We start from the raw sequence: 21,487 nt of genomic DNA on the forward strand, positions 1-21,487 counted from the left end.
ATTCTTCAACCATGAGTTCAAACATGGATCAAGGAGTAGCAACATGGGCAAACGTCACCCCAACCTTCCCGCGTGGCAATGGCGCGCCTACCCGGGCAATCACCAGCATCCGACCAATCTGGTGCTGCACCTGATTGCCGTGCCGCTGTTTATCGTGGCCTTTCTGTTGATCGTGTCGGGGGTGTTCAGCCTGAGTCTGGCCAGCGTCGCCATCGGCGTGATCGGTATCCTCGCGGCGCTGGGTCTGCAGCGCCACGGCCACAGCCTGGAGGCGCAAGCCTCCGAGCCGTTCAGTGATCGTAAAGACGCGGTGTCACGCTTGCTGGTCGAGCAGTTCCTGACTTTCCCGCGCTTCTTGCTCAGCGGCGGTTGGTGGCGCGCCTGGCGTGAGCGTCACCGTCGGCATTGAGTCAGGCAAAGATCGTCACCGTCTGGCGACTCATGGCGATCAACTCTCCCTCCGCGCTCCACAGCTTTGCGGCGACATGACCGTAGCCATCGGCAGCGTATTCGATATCGGCCAGGTATTGGCACCAGTCCAGCGTACTCAGATTCCTTAACGGCTGAACGAATTCGATGGTCCAGGTCAGTGTGCTGCCCGGTGCCGGCTTCTTCAGGTACGGCAACAGCGCCGGTGGCCACGCATCAACCAGCGCCAGCAGATGCGCTTCATTGACCGGCTCTTCCCGAACGTCTCCACGCAAACGCACCCATCCGCCCATCTGCCGCGACTGCGTGCCGGTGAACGGCATGCCGCCGACGCTCCAGCGCATCGCCAGATGACGCATGAACTCCGGGGTCACACCTTTGATATACGGCAGCTCCTGGCATTCATCCCAGTGTTTCATGGTCGGTGCCGGGTACGCGTCAACGGCCACTTCCGAGGGCCGTGAAGCACCGAAGCTGCCCTGGATGATCGTCACCACCTGACCCTTCTGCATGGCTCGGCCCAATACCTGGCTGACGGCTTTGCCTTCGCGCAGCACCTCGACCTCGAAACTCACCGGGATTTGCGGTTCGACGGGGCCGACGAAAGTGATCGCCAGCGACCGCACGGGACGCTCGCCCGGCACTCTGGCGCGCATGGCTTCAAATTGCAGCGCAGCCACCAGGCCACCAAAACTGGCCCGACCCTGTCCCCATTCGGCGGGAATGGTCACTTCAGGTTGTTGGCGGACGGCATCGAGCAGATCGCAAAAGCGCATGGCAACCTCGGCAAGCAAAAAAGGGATGCGGCGATTTTAACCAGCCCGGCACCGCGGCGCAGCGTCTATTCCGGTCAAATGGGCTGACAGATAGGCCTTGGACCAATATCCGTCACGCTGACAATCCTCTGTAGGAGTGAGCCTGCTCGCGATAGCGATTTATCTGACAATGAATTGGCGACTGATAGATTGCTATCGCGAGCAGGCTCACTCCTACAGGGATCGCGGCGATCTCAGGATTTGAAGCAGGTCGCGCTGAGTTTTTCCAACACTTGATCGGCTTTCAGTTCAGCTTTGATCAAGCCGGCCTGCCACGTCGCCACGCACGGTTGCAGATCCGCTTCCTGCTCGGCACGCGCCAGCCATTGCCAGCAGTCGTGCCAGTCGCCCAGGGCAGCTTGCGCAGACTTCAAGCGTTTGAGCGCCGGTTCCGGCAAGCGATCCAGCTCGGGATAGGCTTCGATGCCATAGCGCACGCGTTTGATCAGCAGGCGCAGACGATGGCGGTCATGGGCGGGGTCGTGCAGCGCTTCATCGAGTTTCTGCCACTGTTTGCCCAAGCGTTTTTCGATGCGTTTGGCCAAGCCTTTGAGCAGGCCCTGACGCTGCGCGGCACGCAGGAAACGCGGGAAGGCATCGAGGATCATCAGCAACGAAGCCAACTGCGCACTGGCGGCCAGTGCCGGATACGCTTCGGCCATCTGTGCCATGCGGCGTTGGGCAGCTTCGCCTTGATCATGCTTGAGCAAATACGCCGCCAGCACCTCACGATCGCGCCACGGCGTCGTCACATCACCCACCGCCGAGGCAGCGGCTTCCAGTTGCTCGACACCCGGCAGCCCATTCAATGGCCGCAACAGACTGCGCAAGCGCCGCACGGTGGTGCGCAAATCGTGCAAGGCCTCGGGATCGGTGCGCGCGGCCAACCGCGCCTGGCAAGCCAGCAAGCGCACTTCCAGGCTCAACAGATGAGCCACCAACCGGTCGATCATAGGGGGCTACTCCATGGGCAGCTGCGAGTTTCAAGCTGCAGGCTTCAGGCTGAAGGCGGTCGCCTTAAGCTTGCAGCTTGCAGCTCAAAACTTGCAGTTGCTGTTAACGTCCTGCGCGGGATTCGCGAATGTAGAAACGCGCTTTTTCGGCTTTCTTGCTGCAGCCTTCGAAGCCTTCGAATTGCTGCTGGGTCTTGGCTGCGGTCAGCAGCGACAGCGCCTTGGAATAGCTGACCGTGCCGGCGAAGCCTTCCGCCTTGGCCAGATCCAGTTCATGCCACGCCGCGTCGAGCTGGCTGCCGCAGCTGTCGCGATACGCGGTTTTGCCGGCACAACCGGCCAATACCAGGGCCATCAACGGCACACAGATCCAGGCTTTCATCACTCACACCTCAAGGTAGGTCAACAGTCGTGCAGGTAAGACGGTCGGGCGGCGAAAAAGTGCCTTGCCCGCCCAGCAAACTGCATTGGCGAAAAGGATAGTCTCGAAGCATCGCACAGTATCGAAAAAACGACGTCATTGGCGTGCTGAACGACGTCGGCGATTGAGCCGCTGCCTCGATGGGTGCATTGTGAAACCTTGTCGGGAGGACGTTGGATGAAAAAGCGTGTCGCACTGGTGCTGGGTTCCGGGGGGGCCCGGGGCTACGCCCATATTGGCGTTATCGAAGAACTGGAAAGACGCGGCTACGACATCGCCTGCATCGCCGGTTGTTCGATGGGCGCGGTGGTCGGTGGGATTTATGCCGCCGGCAAGCTCGATGAGTATCGCCGCTGGATCGAAAGCCTCGATTACCTCGACGTGCTGCGGCTGGTCGACGTGAGTTTTCGCCTCGGCGCGATTCGCGGCGAAAAAGTCTTCGGGCAGATCCGCAAGATCGTCGGCGAAATCAATATCGAAGACCTGCGCATCCCTTACACCGCCGTCGCCGCCGACCTCACCAACCAGCAGGAAATCTGGTTCCAGGAAGGTTGCCTGCACCAGGCCATGCGCGCGTCGGCGGCGATTCCCAGCCTGTTCACTCCGGTGATGCAAGGCAATCGCATGCTGGTCGATGGCGGCATCCTCAATCCTTTGCCGATCGTGCCGGTGGTGTCCAGCCACTGCGATCTGATCATCGCGGTCAATCTCAACTCGACCAACCAGCGGCATTACAAACTACCGGTAATCGAACGCCCGCCAGCCTTTCGTTCACGCTTCGACAGCCTGCTCAATTCGCTGGGTTCGAAGATGCCGTTCAGGCGCAAGCAGGCCGAGCAGTTGTTGCGGCTGGAACAGGAAGCGCTGCGTGCCGAAGCGGCGGACATCAATCCCTGGGTTGAAGGCGTCGAACCGGAAAGTCAGCAGCCGGCGGCCGCGCCCGAGCGTGAAGGCGCGCCGAAGTCCGCCACTGGTTCTTTCATTATCGATAACGTCGGCCCGGCGTCGCTGCTCGACCTGATCAACCAGAGTTTCGAGGTCATGCAGACCTCGCTGGCGCAGTACAAGATTGCCGGCTATCCGCCGGATATCCTGATCAATGTGCCGAAACGGGTGTGCCGGTTTTTCGAGTTTTACAAGGCACCGGAATTGATCGCACTGGGGCGCGAGATTGCCAGCGATACGCTGGATCGGTATGAGAGCGAGCAGGGTTGAAAATCTGCGCTGGCTGTCAGGCCGTCATCGCGAGCAGGCTCACTCCTACAGAGGTTTTGCGTCGTGCATAAATCCATTGTAGGAGTGAGCCTGCTCGCGAAGAGGCCAGACCAGACACCACAAAACTACAGACCATCAGCACCCAACAACCGATACCCCACCCCCGCTTCCGTCACGATAAACCGCGGCCGGGTCGGATCATCCGCCAGCTTCTGGCGCAGGTGCCCGACCACGATGCGCAGATAATGACTGTCCTCGGTGTGCGTCGGTCCCCAGATATCCTTGAGCAGTTGCTGCTGGGTAATCACCCGGCCCGGATGCCGCGCCAGTTGCGCCAGCACTGCATATTCCTTGCGGGTCAGGGCCACTTCCGCGCCGTCGAGCAGCACCCGCCGATAAGCCAGATCCACGGTCAACGGGCCGAAATTCAGCGCCGCTTGCGGCGCCTCGCCCGCCGGTGCCTGACGCAACAATGCGCGTACCCGGGCGAGGAATTCCTGGATGCCGAACGGTTTGGTCACGTAGTCGTTGGCGCCGCCATCCAGCGCCTCGACTTTTTGCCCTTCGCTGGCGCGCACCGACAACACCAACACCGGCGCCGTGGCCCATTCGCGAAATTCGCGCAGCACTTGCTGACCGTCCATGTCCGGCAGGCCGAGGTCGAGCACCAGCAGGTCCGGCTTGTTCAACGCGGCCTGTGCCAGGCCCTCGGCCCCCGTCCCCGCTTCCAGCACTTTATATCCCTGAGACGCGAGGCTGATGCGCAGGAACTTGCGGATCTGCGGTTCGTCATCGATGACCAAAATGGTCGCGGTCTGGCTCATGAATTCACGTCGATATAAAAGAGTGACAAGAGAGTAGCGCAGACGGACTCAGGGTTCATTGTCCATCCCCGGTTGCGTCTGCAACGGCAGGTGCAGGGTGATGCACGTGCCGCGCCCGTCGATGCCGTCGGCGACGCTGATCCGTCCGCCGTGCGCGCCTACCATGCCCTGACAGATCGCCAGGCCCAGGCCCGTGCCCTGCCCTCCACGATCACCGCGCGCGGCGGTATAGAACATGTCGAAAATCTTCGCCCGCTCGTCTTCGGGGATGCCGGGTCCCTCATCGCTGACCGCGAAAAAGATCTCCCGATCGTCAGCCCCGGCACGCAGTTGCAAACGACCATTGGCTGGCGAGAAGCGTGCGGCGTTCTCCACGACATTGACCAGTGCCTGTTCGATCAACGCCGCATGCACAAACAGCAGCGGTAATTCAGCCGGCACATCGGTGCTGACCTGCAACGGCGCCAGCACCGCACGCAGACGATTGAGCGAACTGCCGACGATGTCGGCCGGCGACACCCAGTCCCGCGCCAGCTTCAATGCACCATGGCCGAGGCGGGTCATGTCGAGCAAATTCTGGATATAGCGGTCGAGGCGCTCGGCTTCATCGCGGGTGCCTTCGAGCAGTTCGCGGCGGTCCTCCAGCGGGATCGCTTCGCCCAGCGCCAGCAGGCTGTCGATGCTGCCGCGCATGGCGGTCAGTGGCGTGCGCAAATCGTGGGACACCGACGCCAGCAAGGCGCTGCGCAACTGCTCGGTTTCGCCGTGCAAGCGCGCGGCTTCCAGATCGTCGGCCAACTGCGCCCGCGCCAGCGCCTGTGCGAGCGGCTGGCTCAACGCGGTGAGCAAGCGTCGGCGCTGGCCGCTCAGGGTCTGGCCCTCCTTGGCGCAGACCCCGAGCAGCGCCAGCGGCCCGTCGTCGACCGACAACGGCCACCACCACCAACGCCCGGACGGCAGCGTGCCGGTGCCCATGCCCGCCGGTTGATCGTGTTGCCAGGCCCAGTCGGCGGCGGCACGCTCTGCCTCGCTGAATTGCAGCGGGCCGCCGGTCTCGACCTTCCAGCCGCCCTGACCGTCGCGATTGAGCAGACACAGTTGCAGGTCGTGCCAGCCGTTGAGGTGCTGCGCCGCCGCACTGACCACCGCCTGACGATCTGTCGCGGCGGTGAGTTTGCGCGACAGGTCAAGCAGTTCGCTGGTCTCTTCCTGGGTGTCGCGCAGGGCCTGCAATTGCCGGCGCTGACGCGCGGCGAGATTACCGGTGAGCGCCGCCATCAGCAGGAAGAACAACAGCGTCAGCACGTCTTCTTCGCGCTGAATGCTGAAGGAGAAATTCGGCGGGATGAATAAAAAGTCGTAAGTCAGAAACGACAGCGCCGCACACGCCAGCGCCGGGCCGAGGCTACTGCGCACCGCGACCAGCAACACCGCGGCGAGAAACACCAGCGAGATGTTCGGCAGCGGCAATACGCTCGACACCGCCCACGCCAAGGCAGTTGCCAATACCGTGGCAACCAGCGCCAGCGCGTAGTCGAACCATACCAGCGTGATCGGATTGCGCGGGCGCGGTGGGTGCTGTTCGTGGTCACTGTCGAGCACGTTGATTTCCAGACCGTGGGCCTGACGCAGCAGCCGCGCCGCCAATCCACCGCCGAACAAGCGCCGACGCAATCGTGGCCGCGACTGGCCGACCAACAGCAGACTCGCGCGGCGTTCGCTGGCGTGCTGAATCAAGGTCTTCGCCACTTCGCCGGCACGCAGCAACACCACTTCGCCACCGAGGCGCTCGGCCAATTGCTGAGCGCTTTGCAGACGCAGCCGCGATTGTTCATCGCGCACGCTGCCGTTATCGACATGGACCAGACTCCACGGCAAATGCCGACGCTGAGCGACGCGGCTGGCATGCCGCACCAGGCGTTCAGCCTGCGCGTCACCATCGACGCCGACCAGCAGGCGCCCGCGCACAGCCGGCGCGGCCTGACCGAGCTGGCGATAGCCCTGGGCGAGATCGTTGTCGACCTGCGCCGCCGCCGTCTGCATCGCCAGCTCGCGCAGCGCGGTGAGATTGGTCTGGGTAAAAAAAGCATCGATGGCGGCACGCGCCTGCTCCGGCACGTAGACCTTGCCTTCGCGCAGCCGCTCAAGCAGTTCCCGTGGCGGCAGGTCGATCAGCAGCAGCTCAAAGGCTTCTTGCAGCACCCAGTCGGGCAGCGTTTCGCGCACCTGCACGCCGGTGATACCGCGCACCTGATCGTTAAGGCTTTCCAGATGCTGGACGTTGACGGTGGTGAACACGTCGATGCCGGCGGCGAGCAACTCCTGAATGTCTTGCCAGCGTTTCGCGTGACGGCTGCCGGGGGCGTTGCTGTGGGCCAGTTCGTCGACCAGCACCAGTTTCGGCTTCGCGGCAAGCAGGCCGTCGAGATCCATTTCTTCGAGCATCACACCACGGTATTCCGAGCGCACCAGCGGTTGCTGCGGCAAGCCGCCGAGCAACGCTTCGGTTTCGGCGCGGCCATGGGTTTCGACGACACCGGCGAGGACTTTCACGCCCTGGCGCAACTGCGTGTGCGCGGCCTGGAGCATAGCGTAGGTTTTGCCGACGCCGGGGGCGGCGCCGAGGAAAACCTTCAGGCGGCCACGGCCGTCCCGGGGCAGGTCTGCTAACAGTGCGTCGGCGCGGCCGGAGTCGCTCATGCTGGGGTGCTCACTTTCTTCTGATGTTTTGATCGTTCCCACGCTCTGCGTGGGAATGCAGCCCGGGACGCTCTGCGTCCCATAAAAGCCGACGCAGAGCGTCTATTGATGCATTCCCACGCAGAGCGTGGGAACGATCGGTGTTAGCTGAATTACAAGTTTTGCAGTGCCAGATTCAACTCCAGCACATTGACCACCGGCGGACCCACCAGCGGTTGTTCGATGTGCTTATCGAGCAGCTGCTGCAAGGTCGACAACGGCAGGTTTCGCGCCGCCGCGACACGCGCCAGTTGATAGGCAATCGCTGCCGGTGGCAAGTGCGGATCGAGGCCGCTGGCGGAGGTGGTCAGCAAGGCTAACGGCACCGGGCCCTGGCCGGGAACCTGCAGTTTGTTGGCGTCGTCGATCACCCGTGTGGCGAGGGCCGGATTGCTCGGTGCGAGGTTGCTCGCACTGCTGGCGACCGTGGCGAACGCGCCCGCCGAAGGACGCGGGTGGAACCAGCCGTCACCGGTAAAATCCTGGGCGATCAGCGATGAGCCGCGGACTTTGCCATCGGCGTCGTGGATCAGGCTGCCGTTGGCCTGGGCCGGGAAGGCGACCTGGGCGATGCCGGTGACCACCAGTGGATAGGCGACGCCGGTGATCAGGGTCATCAGCACTAACAGGCTCAGGGCTGGGCGTATCATTGTGGACATTTTCAAAATCCTCTTGCAAATGGGCAACACTGCGACACCTGTGGCGAGGGAGCTTGCTCCCGCTCGGCGGCGCAGCAGTCGTAAAAACCGGCAACTCGGTCAATCGGATTGAGACCGCTTCGCAGCCCGGCGGGAGCAAGCTCTCTGGCCACAAAGGAAGCTTGCTCCCTTGCCACCAGGGCCACGCACCGCCGAGATCTTGTCAAACCAGATGCAGTGCCGTGAGCAGCATGTCGATCAGCTTGATCCCCACAAACGGCACCACGATCCCGCCCACTCCGTAGATCAGCAGATTGCGCCGCAACAACGCCGCCGCACTCGCCGCCTGCACCCGCACGCCGCGCAGGGCCAGCGGAATCAGCACGACGATGATCAACGCGTTGAAGACGATGGCCGAGAGAATCGCGCTCTGCGGGCTGGTCAATTGCATGATGTTCAGCACGCCCAGTTGCGGATAAATCGAAGCGAACAGCGCCGGCAGGATCGCGAAGTATTTGGCGATGTCGTTGGCGATGGAAAAGGTCGTCAGCGCGCCGCGGGTCACCAGCAACTCCTTGCCGATCTGCACCACGTCGAGCAGCTTGGTCGGGTCGCTGTCGAGATCGACCATGTTCGCCGCTTCGCGGGCGGCTTGCGTGCCGTCGTTCATCGCCATGCCGACGTCTGCCTGAGCCAGCGCCGGGGCATCGTTGGCGCCGTCGCCGCACATCGCGACCAGGCGACCGTCGTTTTGCTCATGACGAATACGCGCGAGTTTTTTCTCTGGGGTCGCCTCGGCAAGCACGTCATCAACGCCCGCCTCCGCCGCGATTGCTGCCGCGGTCAGTGGGTTGTCGCCGGTAACCATCACCGTGCGAATGCCCAGCTTGCGCAGTTCGGCAAAACGCTCGCGAATGCCCGGCTTGACCACGTCCTTGAGGTGAATCGCGCCGAGCAGTTTGCCGTCGGCGCAGACCAGCAACGGCGTGCCACCGCTCTGGGCGATCTTGTCGATTTCCCGCGCCAGTGCCGGGGCCAGATCCGAGCGCTGCTGACCGAGAAACGCCAGCAGCGAATCCACCGCGCCCTTGCGATACACGCGTCCATGATAATCAACGCCGGACAAACGGGTTTCGGCGCTGAACGGCACGGCCGTCAAGGTTTCTGGCGCCGGCTCCGGTTGTGGGTGCAGGCCGCGCAGGAACTCGACGATCGATTTGCCTTCAGCGGTTTCGTCCGCCAGGGAGGCGAACAACGCGCCTTCGGCGAGTTCACGGCCTGTCACGCCCGGCACCGCGTACACCGCGCTGCAGCGACGGTTGCCGAAGGTGATGGTGCCGGTCTTATCGAGCAACAGCACATGCACGTCACCGGCCGCTTCGACGGCGCGACCGGACTTGGCAATGACGTTCAGACGCACCAGCCGGTCCATCCCGGCGATACCGATCGCCGAGAGCAAGCCGCCAATGGTGGTCGGGATCAGCGTGACCAATAACGCCACGAGGAACACCAGCGGCAGGCTACCGTTGGCGAAGTGGGCGAACGGTTGCAGGGTGACGACCACCAGCAGAAAGATCAGGGTCAGGCCGATCAGCAGGATGTCCAGCGCGACTTCGTTCGGAGTCTTCTGGCGTTTGGCGCCTTCGACCAGCGCGATCATGCGGTCGAGGGTCGACTCGCCGGGGTTGGCGGTGATCCGCACCAGCAGCCAGTCGGACACCAGTCGCGTGTTGCCGGTGACCGCAGAACGGTCGCCACCGGATTCGCGGATCACCGGCGCCGATTCACCGGTAATCGCCGCTTCGTTGACCGCCGCGATGCCTTCGATGACTTCGCCGTCACCGGGGATCATTTCCCCTGCTTCGACGCGCACCACATCGCCCTTGCGCAGATTGGCAGCGGGCACAATCTTGAAGCTGCCATCGGCTTGGCGGCAGCGAGCACTGAGGCCTTCGCTGCCGGCCTTGAGGCTGTCGGCGCGGGCCTTGCCACGACCTTCGGCCAAGGCCTCGGCGAAGTTGGCGAACAGCACGGTAAACCACAGCCACAAGGCGATTTGTGCGGCGACGAAGGTCGGCACATCGGCGTCCGGAATGAAGCACAGCACGGTGGTGAAAATCGCCGTCAGTTCGACCACCAACATCACTGGCGAACGCGCCAGTTGCCGAGGGTCGAGTTTAACGAAAGCTTGCACCAGCGCCGGACGCCACAGCGCCGAGATCGCGGTTTTTGCTGATTCCGGTGCCTTGATGGCAGCCGGTTTGATTGCAGGCATATTCATGATGGATTCCTTAGAAGCCCATACTTAAATGTTCGGCGATAGGACCGAGCGCCAGGGTCGGCAGAAAGGTCAGGCCGCCCACCAGCAAAATGGTCACAGTCAACAGGGTCACGAACAGCGGACCGTGAGTCGGAAAGCTGTTCTGGCCGACCGGTGCGCTTTTCTTCATCGCCAGACTGCCGGCCAGTGCCAGCACCGGCAGGATGTAGCCGAAGCGGCCGATCAACATGCCCAGGCCGAGCATCAGGTTGTGGAACGGTGTGTTCGCGCTCAGGCCACCGAACGCCGAGCCGTTGTTGGCGCTGGCCGAGGTGTAGGCGTAGAGCAACTGACTGAAACCGTGCGGGCCGGGGTTGCTGATGGTTGCCGCAGCACTGGGAACCGTGGCGGCAATCGCGCCCAGCACCAGCACACCGACCGGCATCACCAACAAGGTCACGACGAGCAATTGCACTTCACGCGCTTGAAGCTTCTTGCCGAGGTATTCCGGCGTGCGGCCAATCATCAACCCGGCGAGGAACACCGCGATCAACACATTGAGCAACATGCCGTAAAGCCCGGCACCGACGCCGCCGAAGATCACTTCGCCGACCATCATGTTGACCAGCGCGACCATGCCGCTCAGCGGGTTGAGGCTGTCATGCATGCCATTGACCGAACCGTTCGAGGCCGCTGTCGTGGTCACCGACCACAACACCGTCGCGGTGGTGCCGAAGCGCGACTCCTTGCCTTCCAGCGGCGCGGTCTGTTCGACGGCAGCGTTGTTCAGGGTCGGATTCGGCTGATATTCGGCCCACAGCGATGTCGCGCCGCCGATCAAAAACAACGCCAGCATACAGGCGATGATCGCGCGGCTCTGGCGCAGATCCTTGACGTAATGGCCGAAGGTAAATACCAGCGCCACCGGGATCAGAATGATCGAGGCGACTTCGAACAGGTTGCTCCACGCGGTCGGGTTCTCGAACGGATGCGCCGAGTTGACGCCGAAAAAGCCGCCACCGTTGGTGCCCAGTTGCTTGATCGCAATCTGGCTGGCGGCGGGGCCGAGCGCAATCACCTGGTCAACGCCCTGCATCGTCACCGCATTGACATACTGCGCGAAGGTCTGCGGCACGCCCTGCCAGACCAGATACAGCGCCAGCAGCAAGCACAGCGGCAGCAAGCCGTAGAGGGTGGCGCGGGTCATGTCGACCCAGAAGTTGCCGAGTGTCTGCGCTGACTTGCGCCCGATCCCGCGGCACAACGCAACCAGCACGGCCAGCCCGGTGGCGGCGCTGACAAAGTTCTGCACGGTGAGGCCGACCATCTGGCTGAGGTAGCTGAGGGACGCTTCGCCGCTATAGGACTGCCAGTTGGTGTTAGTCATGAAACTGACCGCGGTGTTGAACGCCTGCGTCCATTCCTGGCCCGGCAGATTCTGCGGGTTCAGCGGCAGATGATCCTGGAACAGCAGAATCGCGAACAGCAGCAGAAACCCGGCGAGGTTGAACGCCAGCAGTGCCAGGGTGTATTTCTGCCAGCTCTGTTCACTTTGCGGATCGACCCCGGCGAGGCGATAGCAACCGCGCTCGACCGGACCGAGAACCGGCGTCAGCCAAGTGCGCTGGCCTTCCATCACTTTGTAGTAGAAACGCCCGAGGAACGGCGCCGGCAGCAGGACCAGCGCAAAAAACCCGAGGATCAGCCAATAGTCATAACTGTGCATAGCCGCTCCTAGCTCCGATCCGCGCGCAACAGCGCAACCAACAGATAAATGAACAGCCCCACTGCCAGCAGCAGTGACACCCCGTCCAGAACGCTCATGGAAGATCTCCGTGTTACGGCGTATTGCCGTGTGTGCAGGGATTGTCGGGAAGGAGGCTGTAAAGGAACGAGAGCGAGGCAGGCAGCGGGGCATAAAGAAAGCGTAAAGAGTGGGTTTATGCGGGCGTTACGGGGAGATTTCAGGCGTTTGTACAGGCCCCATCGCGAGCAGGCTCACTCCTACAGTTGGAATGCGTTCCCCTGTAGGTGAGCCTGCTCGCGATAGCGGCATTACCGGCAACATCGCACCCAACTGGCGCACTGTTCATGCACATCCAGCACCAATCATCCCCGCAGCGACAGCTTCGAACTCATTACGACTTGTTTCAGCGCAATGGCACGCCCACTGCACACGCCCTCTCCCGAGCTTTCCAACCGTTGCGGGAGCAATCGCATGAACACACAACTCAAACCCACGCTGGGCACGTTGCACCTGTGGGGCATTGCCGTGGGGCTGGTGATTTCCGGGGAATATTTCGGCTGGAGTTACGGCTGGGGCGTCGCCGGTACGCTGGGTTTCCTGGTGACTTCGTTCATGGTCGCGACCATGTACACCTGCTTCATCTTCAGCTTCACCGAACTGACCACCGCAATTCCCCATGCGGGCGGGCCCTTTGCCTACAGTCGCCGCGCCTTTGGTGAAAAAGGCGGATTGATTGCCGGGCTGGCGACGCTGATCGAATTCGTTTTCGCGCCACCCGCGATTGCCTTGGCGATTGGCGCTTACCTCAACGTGCAGTTTCCGGCACTCGATCCGAAGCACGCCGCGGTGGGTGCTTATATCGTCTTCATGGGCCTGAACATTCTCGGGGTGAAACTGGCGGCGACGTTCGAATTGATCGTCTGCGTGCTGGCGGTGGCTGAACTGCTGGTGTTCATGGGTGTGGTCGCGCCGGCGTTCAGCTTCAGCAACTTCGCCCTCAATGGCTGGGCCGGTTCGGATGTATTTGGCGCGCCGGCGATTGCCGGAATGTTCGCCGCAATCCCCTTCGCGATCTGGTTCTTCCTCGCCATCGAAGGTGCGGCGATGGCCGCCGAAGAAGCCAAGGATCCGAAGCGCACGATTCCCAAGGCCTATATCAGCGGCATTCTTACGCTGGTCGTACTGGCGATGGGCGTGATGTTCTTCGCCGGAGGTGTCGGTGACTGGCGCACCCTGGCGAACATCAACGACCCACTGCCGCAAGCGATGAAAACCGTGGTCGGCGACAACTCCGGGTGGCTGCACATGCTGGTGTGGATCGGCCTGTTCGGCCTGGTGGCGAGTTTCCACGGCATCATTCTTGGATATTCACGGCAGTTCTTCGCCCTCGCCCGCGCCGGTTACTTGCCCGCCTCGCTGGCAAAACTCTCGCGTTTCCAGACGCCGCATCGCGCGATCATCGTAGGCGGCATCATCGGCATCGCGGCTATTTACAGCGACGGCCTGATCAACCTGGGCGGCATGACGCTGACCGCAGCGATGATTACCATGGCCGTGTTCGGCGCGATCGTCATGTACATCATGAGCATGCTCAGCCTGTTCAAACTGCGTAAATCCGAACCGAACCTGGAGCGTACCTTCCGCGCGCCGTGCTATCCGCTGGTTCCGCTGATCGCGCTGGTGCTGGCGGTGGTTTGCCTGGTGGCAATGGCGTGGTTCAACACGCTGATTGGCTTGATTTTCCTGGGCTTCATGGCGGTCGGGTTTGCTTACTTCATGCTGACCGGGCAACTGCGTGCCGCTGCGCCGGCGGATGCGATGTTGACCGGTCTTTAACGCCGTTCGGGTGTGCCGGGCATAAGCGGCCTAGAATGGAACCACTGCGAAGTCGTTTCGCTCAAACGTGGTATGCAGCATCGCACGGCGAAGTCCTCGCCCGTCGATCTGCCATTAAGGAGAGCCGTTATGCCCTGGTATGCCTGGTTGATTCTGGTCGTTGCGATCGGCTCGATTGTTGGCGGATTGATGATGTTGCGCGACACCGCCAACAAGGTCGAACTGACCGATGAAGAACGCAAGCGCGTCGCACAGCGCAATGCCGAAGCGGATGCCAAGGACGCACAGGACCGCTGATACCAACCCCGCCGCAACGGCGGGGTTTGTTTTCCCGGCGCAATCGGACTTAACAGCAGGCTTTTTAGATTTTAGAAGTACAGTCACCATTTAATCTTCCGTGGTTAAGATGGCAGCATCGTCGCGGAGAGCTTCACATGCGTTACTCGCCAGATCACAAAGCCCAGACCCATCAGCGCATCATCAAGGAAGCCTCGGCGCGCTTTCGTAAGGACGGTATCGGCGCGACCGGGCTGCAACCGCTGATGAAAGCACTCGGGCTGACCCATGGCGGTTTCTACTCGCACTTCAAATCTAAGGAAGAACTGGTGGAAAAAGCGCTGCAAGAGGCCGGCGAGCAAGTCGCGGGTCTCTGCGAGGAAATTTTCGCTCAGGAAAACCCGTTGCAGGTGTTCATCGACACCTACCTGTCGCAGTGGCATCAGACTTCGCCCCACGAAGGCTGTCCGCTGCTGACCATCTCATCGGAGCTGGGCCTGCGCGGCCAGCCAAGCCCCACCAGCGATGAGGTTCTCAACGCTCGCCTGGAGCAGATTCAAGGGACGCTCGCAGGCGAGAATAGCGCTGACCGCAGCATTGTCATTATGGCGACGCTCGCGGGCGCACTGCTGCTATCACGCAGTGTCGCAGATGCCGATTTCGGCCAGCGCATCCTCGACGTCACCCGCAATCATCTCAAGCAATCGGCCGATTAACCTTCCCACCGCTTGAACAGCACGCTGGCATTGACCCCGCCAAAACCGAAGCCGTTGGACAAGGCATATTCGATCGGCATCGACCGCGCTTCGCCATGAACGATGTCGACCCCTGCGCTCGCAGGGTCCGGGTTTTCGAAGTTGAGTGTCGGCGGCACCCTCTGGTCACGGATAGCCAGCAACGTGAAAATCGCCTCCAGCCCGCCGGCAGCGCCAAGCAAATGACCGGTGGCGGATTTGGTCGACGTTACGGCGATCTTGTTCTGCGTGCCAAACAACGCCTTGATCGCCGCCAACTCGCCCAAGTCACCGACCGGCGTCGAAGTCGCGTGGGCGTTGAGATGCTGCACCTGCTCCGGTGTCACCCCTCCCTGAGCCAGCGCCAGTTGCATCGCCCGCCGCGCGCCACCGCCGTCTTCCGGCCCGGCGGTCAGGTGGTAGGCATCGGCCGTGGTGCCGTAACCGACCAGTTCGGCCAACGGCGTCGCACCACGAGCCAGCGCATGCTCCAGCGACTCGATGACCAGCAGACCGGCGCCCTCACCCATTACGAAACCATCGCGCCCGCTGTCGAAGGGACGTGAGGCTTTTTCAGGGGTATCGTTGTAGCCGCTGGACAACGCCCGTGCCGCCGCGAAACCGGCGAGACTGACACGATCGATCGAAGCTTCCGCACCGCCACATACTGCGATGTCGGCCTCCCCCGCCCTGATCAACCGCGCCGCATCGCCGATTGCCTGAACACCGGCGGCACATGCGGTAACCGGTGCGCCCAGCGGTCCCTTGAGGCCATGCTGGATCGACACGTGGCCGGCGGCGAGATTGACGAGAAACGATGGAATGGTGAACGGCGACAAACGCCGAGGGCCACGACTGTCGGTGGTACGCACCGCATCGGCAATCGCACCGAAGCCGCCGACGCCCGAGCCGATGATTGTCGCAGTACGCTCCTGTTTTTCAGCGTCTACTGGATGCCAACCGGCCTGCTCCAGCGCCTGCCGCGCCGCTTCCATGGCGAACATGATGAAGCGATCCATCTTCTTCTGTTCTTTGGGCGGCGTTGCGCGATCCGGATCGAAACCGGCCTCGGCATCTTCCTCCACCGTTGGCACACTGCCGCCTACCCGGGTCGCCAGGTCAGCCACCACTGCGTCGGGCAGATTACGCAACCCGGAGCGCCCGGCGAGCAGACGCTGCCAGACGATTTCAACATCACTGCCCAAGGGTGAAACCAGGCCCATGCCCGTGACGACGACTCGACGTTGGTTCATATCGTGGTGCCCCCTTATCAATTCATATATTCGACATCTGAGGTTGCGCTGCAAACCCGCCAATTCATCAGCGACGGGCAGCGACGCAATCGTAAGCAGACACTCTGGCGCAGCCGCTTCGGCGTCACTCCAAGTGCTGAGCCAATCCCGCCCGGACTTTATTATAGGCATAATCCCATAACAATATGACACCCATAATTCTCAGCTTTGAGACGTCCGGGCGATCGGCGTTCAATAAAAAAGGCCGGTCAATGACCGGCCTCTCGGCGTTGAACTGTCAGCTTAGTTCACTTCCAGCTTTTCACGGTTGCGATCCAGAATCGCCTTGCCAATCCCTTTCACCTCCAGCAACTCATCCACCGATGCGAACGGCCCGTTTATATCACGATACGCAACAATCGCCTGCGCCTTGGCCTCCCCTACACCCGCCAACTCCTTCTGCAACGTCGCCGCATCCGCGCCGTTGAGATCGACCTTCGCGCTCGGCGAGGGCGCCGTTGCGTCCATCAGCAAAGGTGCCTTGGTTGTTTCTGAGGGCGAAACAGGGGCAGCAATCGCAGCAATCGAGGCGCTGGTGAGGAAAGCAAAGATCAGCGAATAGAAGTAACCGGTACGCATAAGTGACGCTCCATCATCGTTTGAGAAAGCAGCTTTTCCGAAGCTGCTCTCCAAACGTAGGTCATGGTGGGGGGAAGTCAAAAATGCGAGCGTTACAGGATGTGAAACAATCAGGGTTCGAGACGACGTTGCTGATAGATCCAGTCAACGATCTCGCCGTCGGGGGTGTAGCCGGAGACGGTTTCGCGCAGGAGCTGGCGGACGCGGGTATAGTCGTCGGCTTCGACGGCTTGCAGCAGTTCGTTCAACCGGGCCTTGAGGACATCCCAAGGTATGTGATCTTCATTGGCGGACATGATCATCGGATGTTGTGTCGCCGACACGTTGTCCCCGATCAGCAATTCCTCGTAGAGTTTTTCGCCTGGTCGCAGACCCGTAAATTCAATGGAAATATCCCCTTGCGGGTTGCGCTCGGAACGGATGCTCAAGCCGGAGAGGTGGATCATTTTCTCTGCCAACTCAACAATTTTTACCGGCTCGCCCATATCAAGGACGAATACATCTCCACCCTGCCCCATGGAGCCGGCCTGGATGACCAATTGCGCAGCTTCAGGGATTGTCATGAAGTAGCGGGTGATTTTTGGATGGGTAACCGTCAGCGGACCACCGGATCTGATTTGGCTATGGAACAACGGGATAACCGAGCCGGAAGAACCCAGCACATTGCCGAAACGAACCATGGTGAAGCGGGTTTTATTGACGCGGGAAACGTTGGATTTGTCACCAAACAGAACCGGGGCGACCTCGCGGCTCAGAGCCTGCAGAGTCAACTCTGCGAGACGCTTTGTGCTGCCCATGACGTTGGTCGGACGCACAGCTTTGTCAGTGGATATCAGAACGAAGTTCGACACGCCGCACTGCAATGCCGCCTGCGCCGTATTGAGAGTACCTATGATGTTGTTGAGTATGCCTTCGGCCATATTGTGTTCGACCATTGGGACATGCTTGTAAGCCGCCGCGTGATAAACGGTGTCGACCTTCCAGGCTTTCATCACGTCAAGCAGCTTATCCTGATGTCGTATCGAGCCAAGTATCGGCAGTAACCTGACTTGTATCGACTCCCGGCTACCGCGTTGCTCCAACTCGCTGAGAATGCTGTAGAGGTTGAACTCGCTGTGCTCGAACAATAAAAGCGTACCCGGACGCAGGGAAAAGATCTGTCGACAGAGTTCCGAACCAATGGATCCTCCCGCTCCGGTCACCATCACCGTTTTACCCTTGATACAACGCTCCAACAAGTCCGGCTGCGCAGGCACGGCGTCGCGCCCGAGTAAGTCGGCGATATCGACCTCTTGAATATCCTCGACTTTCACCCGACCGCTGGCCAGGTCGGTAAAATTCGGGACGCTACGCACATGCAACGGAAAACCTTCCAGCAGATTGAGAATTTCCCGACGTCGGGCTCGCGTTGAAGACGGCAGCGCGAGAAGAATTTCCTGCGCGCCGGTCACGTCGATCATTTGCTGAATGTGTTTCGGTTTATAAACTTGCAAGCCGGAAATCGCCCGATCGGAAATACCCGTATCGTCATCGATGAAGGCTACCGGCCTCATAACGCGCCCCATTCGGAGCGCAGCGACCAATTGATTACCTGCCACCCCAGCACCGTAGATCGCTACTTTTGTCAGGCCATCATCACGATTGGCAAATGGCACGTGTTGCGCGGCCGTAAACCAGTCACCCATAAAATACTGGCGCATGCACAAACGCAGACCGCCGATAATTACAAGACTGAGCCACCAATAGTTAAAAATGATCGAGCGCGGTACAACAGCCTGATGGTTGCTATACCAATAGACCACAAGCGCAAGAATAAGTGAGGAGAGACTGACAGCTTTCACAATGGCAATCAGCGCGTCATTGCCAAAATAACGCATGACCGCACGATACATACCAAAGCGAACGAAAAGAGGAATGGCGATTATTGGCGCACAGATAAAAAGCCAAAAATGGGCTTTCAACGGGTTGTACATGTCGTCAATGCCGAGGCGGACGATAAACGCGAGCCAAAGCGACAACCAAACAAGGAGCACATCCGTGGCCAGTTGAAGTAATCGTTTCTGTCTGCGCGGCAAAGCTAACAAAAAGGCACGTAAATTATCCATAATCCTCAACCTACAGGCCGACCGCTTGGTTAACCATCAAGACTTGCACGAAATAATGCGAACTGAACCCGATTCTTTTCAATACTCAACATTTGGCGATCGTGCTCTCCGGCTTTCCGGCACGATACCTGATCGCCAATGCAATCAATGGAAGATAGGCAATTACAACACCCAGCGCCCCATCGAGCCCGAGAATATTCACTGAAAGCGCTATCGGAAACAACCAGAAGACGTTGATCAGCAAGGTCGCGAGGGTGACGGGCAGGTGCCTGCCATGCTGACGAGCGGCATACTGATAGGCGTGACTTCTGTGAGCCTCGAAGATTTTATCGCCCCGCAACAGTCGGTTCAGCAAGGTGAACGTCGCGTCAACGATGAAAACACCCATCAAGATTATCCAACTCCACAAAAGGTTTGGCTCTGCCCAAGCCGCCTGGAGCGAAAACGCCCCCAACATGATGCCTAGAAAACCGCTGGCCGCGTCGCCCATAAAGATTTTTGCCGGGGGGAAATTCCAGAACAGGAAACCCAGCGCCGCACTTGCGAGTAACAACGGGCCCCACACCAGATCGTAATGCCCGCCCATCCAGTAGAGGACACAGGCCCCCAGACATACGGTTATTGCCTGAACGCTGGCAATACCATCAATGCCGTCCATAAAGTTATAAAGATTCAGCATCCATGCGAGGTAGATCACAGCAGCGATGTTACCGGGCCAGCTCAGATCTACGTTATGACCGGCGATCTCGATCGGTGCCAGCCCCGCTGCCCAGAACAGTACCCATATTGCGCCACCGAAATGACCCAATAGTCGCCACTTTGGGGCGATATGGCCGTGATCATCCATGAATCCTATGATCGCCACTAGCAGTCCCGCACCTGCCGTACCGATGAAAAAACTCAGGTCGATCATGCCAGTGGTCTTCAAAAAGCCCAGCGAAGCCAGAAAAACCACAACCATAGACACACCTCCTCCCCGCGGAGTCGGTACGGTATGCGAACTGCGGTCATTAGGAATATCCAGCATGCTGCGTGCCAGCGCATAGCGACGTAATACTGCGGTCAAAACGAAAGAAGAGCCGCAGACTACCGGTATGAGCCAACAGAAAACCATGGGATAAATCACTCCATAACGGATTTCGTTTCATGACGCTCCCGTGCCCAGCCGGTACAGCCGGGGACTTGAACCACAGAGCAAAACGAACAGGGTGAGGACTATTGATTGTTGGGCGTCAGCATGCTCACGCATGCTTCAGCGCAATATATGAGAAGTGCGACATGCGCTGATGCATACGCGTAACCCGCCCGGCATTTGACTAAGCGGATTATGGCCAAACGAATTCCCGGATCAGGCAGCGCCCTCTTTGATTAACGCGCCATCACATGTTGCCGATTTGGCAGCAGTCGTTTTCCCCGGCGGTTTGAGCTTGAGCGCTGGTTTCTCTACCAGATACCAACTAGCGAGGCAAATCGCGAGCAGCGGCAAGGGTAGCCAAAGCGCCATGCTTGATGTCGTAGTGGCGATGTCGTGTCGAATCAAGTAAATAACAATAGGCATATGGTAGATGTAAACACTGTAGCTGATGTCCGGAAACCGGAAGGGGGCAGCATTCAAACCGGCCATGCCTACCCACACAACTGCAAACGCCTGGAAGCCCACCGGACTGAGCTGCACAAGTTGACCGAAGTACGGAATTCGATAAGAAAAAATGACCGCAAAAAGCAGGCACCAAGGAATGACAGGGTGTACTTTCAGGAGGCTGGTACGGTGCAGATAGGCCAGGTTTCCAATAAAGAAGGATGGCAATAGAAAGAGGATCATTTGTGTATGCCCATCAAGCACACGTGCCCAGTACACTATTGCAAAGGACATTGCCAACAACAACCAGATGATCGCTCGGTGCTTATAGGCACCCGCCATCCAGAGAAGCGCGAGGCAGACGTAGGCGATCTCTTCCCACATTAATGACCACAGCGGCCCGTTCGCTACACCAGGCAGTGTATACAAGCCGCCAGTGACCCAGTTAAGAAGAGAGTTATAAACTGCAAACCAGTCAAACAGCACCCAACAGAGAATCAGTGAAACCAGAAGTGCGGGCAAAAGGCGTAACGCTCTCTTCCGAATGAACACACCCCACGTCCCGGACTCCTCATAACTTTTGAGTACCAGAAACCCACTTATCGCCAGGAAGGCCGGAACGGCCATGATAAAACCCGCCCAATTGAAAGCGGTATCTGTCATCGCCCAACCATGGACAAAGGCCACCTCAACCGCGAGCAGCAGACGAAGCAGATCAAAATTCGGATATCTCATATTCATCAGCGAGTACGTTACCTGGATGAGCGTTCCACATTTCCATAATGGAAACTAAACGAAAATAGCAAAAACCCGTTCTTCTGCGTGTGTTCAGATGCGCACACGAGGCCTCCCCCGGTACCCAAAGGATCGCGCATTTTACCTACTGACCAGCCGAACGTCGACAAAATAAGATCGGGCGTATCAACGCCCGCCCTCTTGCCTGAATGAGGTGCACGGCTTTGGGATCCATGCTCAGCCGATTTTCGAGCTAACGCTTTGCTGCGCATGCGCGACAGGTGAGAGATTCACAGTCCACTGCAAAAAA

General features: G+C 59.9%; 19 protein-coding genes. 5 read left to right on the forward strand and 14 right to left on the reverse strand.

Annotated features, from left to right (window positions below; genetic code table 11):
- Positions 1 to 43 precede the first annotated feature (43 nt).
- On the forward strand, positions 44 to 409 hold the full coding sequence (locus tag HU755_RS12685) for an Mpo1-like protein (protein WP_186547075.1): 366 nt from the start codon (positions 44 to 46) through the stop codon (positions 407 to 409).
- A 1-nt stretch (position 410) separates the two neighbouring features.
- On the opposite strand, the gene HU755_RS12690 is transcribed toward HU755_RS12685, so the two are convergent.
- From HU755_RS12690 to HU755_RS12700, 3 genes are all read right to left on the reverse strand, one after another.
- Entirely contained in the window at positions 411 to 1,205 is a 795-nt protein-coding gene (locus HU755_RS12690; protein ID WP_186633034.1) for an acyl-CoA thioesterase II, read from the reverse strand.
- 233 nt (positions 1,206 to 1,438) lie between these two features.
- Positions 1,439 to 2,197, reverse strand: a complete 759-nt coding sequence (locus HU755_RS12695; RefSeq protein ID WP_186633037.1) for a CHAD domain-containing protein — start codon at positions 2,195 to 2,197, stop codon at positions 1,439 to 1,441.
- A gap of 103 nt (positions 2,198 to 2,300) precedes the next feature.
- The gene (locus tag HU755_RS12700) at positions 2,301 to 2,579 is read right to left on the reverse strand and encodes a hypothetical protein (protein WP_016770894.1); all 279 of its coding nucleotides are present in this window, start codon (positions 2,577 to 2,579) and stop codon (positions 2,301 to 2,303) included.
- Positions 2,580 to 2,795: 216 nt separating this feature from the next.
- Here HU755_RS12700 and HU755_RS12705 point away from each other — a divergent pair, with 216 nt between their 5' ends.
- On the forward strand, positions 2,796 to 3,833 hold the full coding sequence (locus HU755_RS12705) for a patatin-like phospholipase family protein (RefSeq protein WP_186621586.1): 1,038 nt from the start codon (positions 2,796 to 2,798) through the stop codon (positions 3,831 to 3,833).
- Between the two features lie 125 nt (positions 3,834 to 3,958).
- Here HU755_RS12705 and HU755_RS12710 read toward each other — a convergent pair whose 3' ends face one another.
- From HU755_RS12710 to kdpF, 6 genes are all read right to left on the reverse strand, one after another.
- Positions 3,959 to 4,657 carry a response regulator gene (locus HU755_RS12710; RefSeq protein WP_186633040.1) on the reverse strand — a complete coding sequence of 233 codons (699 nt, stop codon included), beginning with the start codon at positions 4,655 to 4,657 and terminating at the stop codon, positions 3,959 to 3,961.
- A gap of 48 nt (positions 4,658 to 4,705) precedes the next feature.
- On the reverse strand, positions 4,706 to 7,357 hold the full coding sequence (locus HU755_RS12715) for a sensor histidine kinase KdpD (RefSeq protein WP_186633043.1): 2,652 nt from the start codon (positions 7,355 to 7,357) through the stop codon (positions 4,706 to 4,708).
- A 152-nt stretch (positions 7,358 to 7,509) separates the two neighbouring features.
- On the reverse strand, positions 7,510 to 8,055 hold the full coding sequence (gene kdpC / locus HU755_RS12720) for a potassium-transporting ATPase subunit KdpC (protein ID WP_186633046.1): 546 nt from the start codon (positions 8,053 to 8,055) through the stop codon (positions 7,510 to 7,512).
- A gap of 202 nt (positions 8,056 to 8,257) precedes the next feature.
- On the reverse strand, positions 8,258 to 10,315 hold the full coding sequence (kdpB, locus tag HU755_RS12725) for a potassium-transporting ATPase subunit KdpB (RefSeq protein ID WP_186633049.1): 2,058 nt from the start codon (positions 10,313 to 10,315) through the stop codon (positions 8,258 to 8,260).
- Positions 10,316 to 10,325: 10 nt separating this feature from the next.
- Positions 10,326 to 12,020, reverse strand: a complete 1,695-nt coding sequence (gene kdpA / locus HU755_RS12730; protein WP_186633052.1) for a potassium-transporting ATPase subunit KdpA — start codon at positions 12,018 to 12,020, stop codon at positions 10,326 to 10,328.
- A gap of 8 nt (positions 12,021 to 12,028) precedes the next feature.
- Positions 12,029 to 12,118 carry a K(+)-transporting ATPase subunit F gene (kdpF, locus tag HU755_RS12735; protein ID WP_032830911.1) on the reverse strand — a complete coding sequence of 30 codons (90 nt, stop codon included), beginning with the start codon at positions 12,116 to 12,118 and terminating at the stop codon, positions 12,029 to 12,031.
- A gap of 394 nt (positions 12,119 to 12,512) precedes the next feature.
- Between kdpF and eat the strand changes: the two genes are divergently transcribed.
- The 3 genes from eat to HU755_RS12750 all read left to right on the forward strand — a co-directional run bounded on the left by eat (position 12,513) and on the right by HU755_RS12750 (position 14,869).
- Positions 12,513 to 13,877: an ethanolamine permease gene (eat, locus tag HU755_RS12740; protein WP_186633055.1), complete on the forward strand. Its 1,365-nt coding sequence runs from the start codon at positions 12,513 to 12,515 to the stop codon at positions 13,875 to 13,877.
- Between the two features lie 129 nt (positions 13,878 to 14,006).
- Positions 14,007 to 14,174 (forward strand): DUF2897 family protein, encoded by a 168-nt coding sequence (locus HU755_RS12745; RefSeq protein ID WP_016770901.1) that lies wholly within the window; start codon positions 14,007 to 14,009, stop codon positions 14,172 to 14,174.
- Between the two features lie 137 nt (positions 14,175 to 14,311).
- Entirely contained in the window at positions 14,312 to 14,869 is a 558-nt protein-coding gene (locus HU755_RS12750; protein ID WP_186633057.1) for a TetR/AcrR family transcriptional regulator, read from the forward strand.
- Here the strand turns inward: HU755_RS12750 and fabF are convergent.
- The 5 genes from fabF to HU755_RS12775 form a co-directional block, all read right to left on the reverse strand.
- Positions 14,866 to 16,140: a beta-ketoacyl-ACP synthase II gene (gene fabF, locus HU755_RS12755; RefSeq protein WP_186633060.1), complete on the reverse strand. Its 1,275-nt coding sequence runs from the start codon at positions 16,138 to 16,140 to the stop codon at positions 14,866 to 14,868. The genes HU755_RS12750 and fabF overlap by 4 nt on opposite strands.
- 282 nt (positions 16,141 to 16,422) lie before the next feature.
- The gene (locus HU755_RS12760; RefSeq protein ID WP_186633063.1) at positions 16,423 to 16,758 is read right to left on the reverse strand and encodes a ComEA family DNA-binding protein; all 336 of its coding nucleotides are present in this window, start codon (positions 16,756 to 16,758) and stop codon (positions 16,423 to 16,425) included.
- Positions 16,759 to 16,868: 110 nt separating this feature from the next.
- Positions 16,869 to 18,866, reverse strand: a complete 1,998-nt coding sequence (locus HU755_RS12765) for a polysaccharide biosynthesis protein (RefSeq protein WP_186633348.1) — start codon at positions 18,864 to 18,866, stop codon at positions 16,869 to 16,871.
- An 82-nt stretch (positions 18,867 to 18,948) separates the two neighbouring features.
- The gene (locus HU755_RS12770; RefSeq protein WP_186633066.1) at positions 18,949 to 19,977 is read right to left on the reverse strand and encodes a glycosyltransferase family 4 protein; all 1,029 of its coding nucleotides are present in this window, start codon (positions 19,975 to 19,977) and stop codon (positions 18,949 to 18,951) included.
- Between the two features lie 234 nt (positions 19,978 to 20,211).
- Positions 20,212 to 21,183: an acyltransferase gene (locus HU755_RS12775; protein ID WP_186633069.1), complete on the reverse strand. Its 972-nt coding sequence runs from the start codon at positions 21,181 to 21,183 to the stop codon at positions 20,212 to 20,214.
- Between the last annotated feature and the right edge of the window lie 304 nt (positions 21,184 to 21,487).

The organism is Pseudomonas sp. SWRI111 (assembly GCF_014268555.1).
Classification (GTDB): Bacteria; Pseudomonadota; Gammaproteobacteria; order Pseudomonadales; family Pseudomonadaceae; genus Aquipseudomonas; species Aquipseudomonas hamedanensis.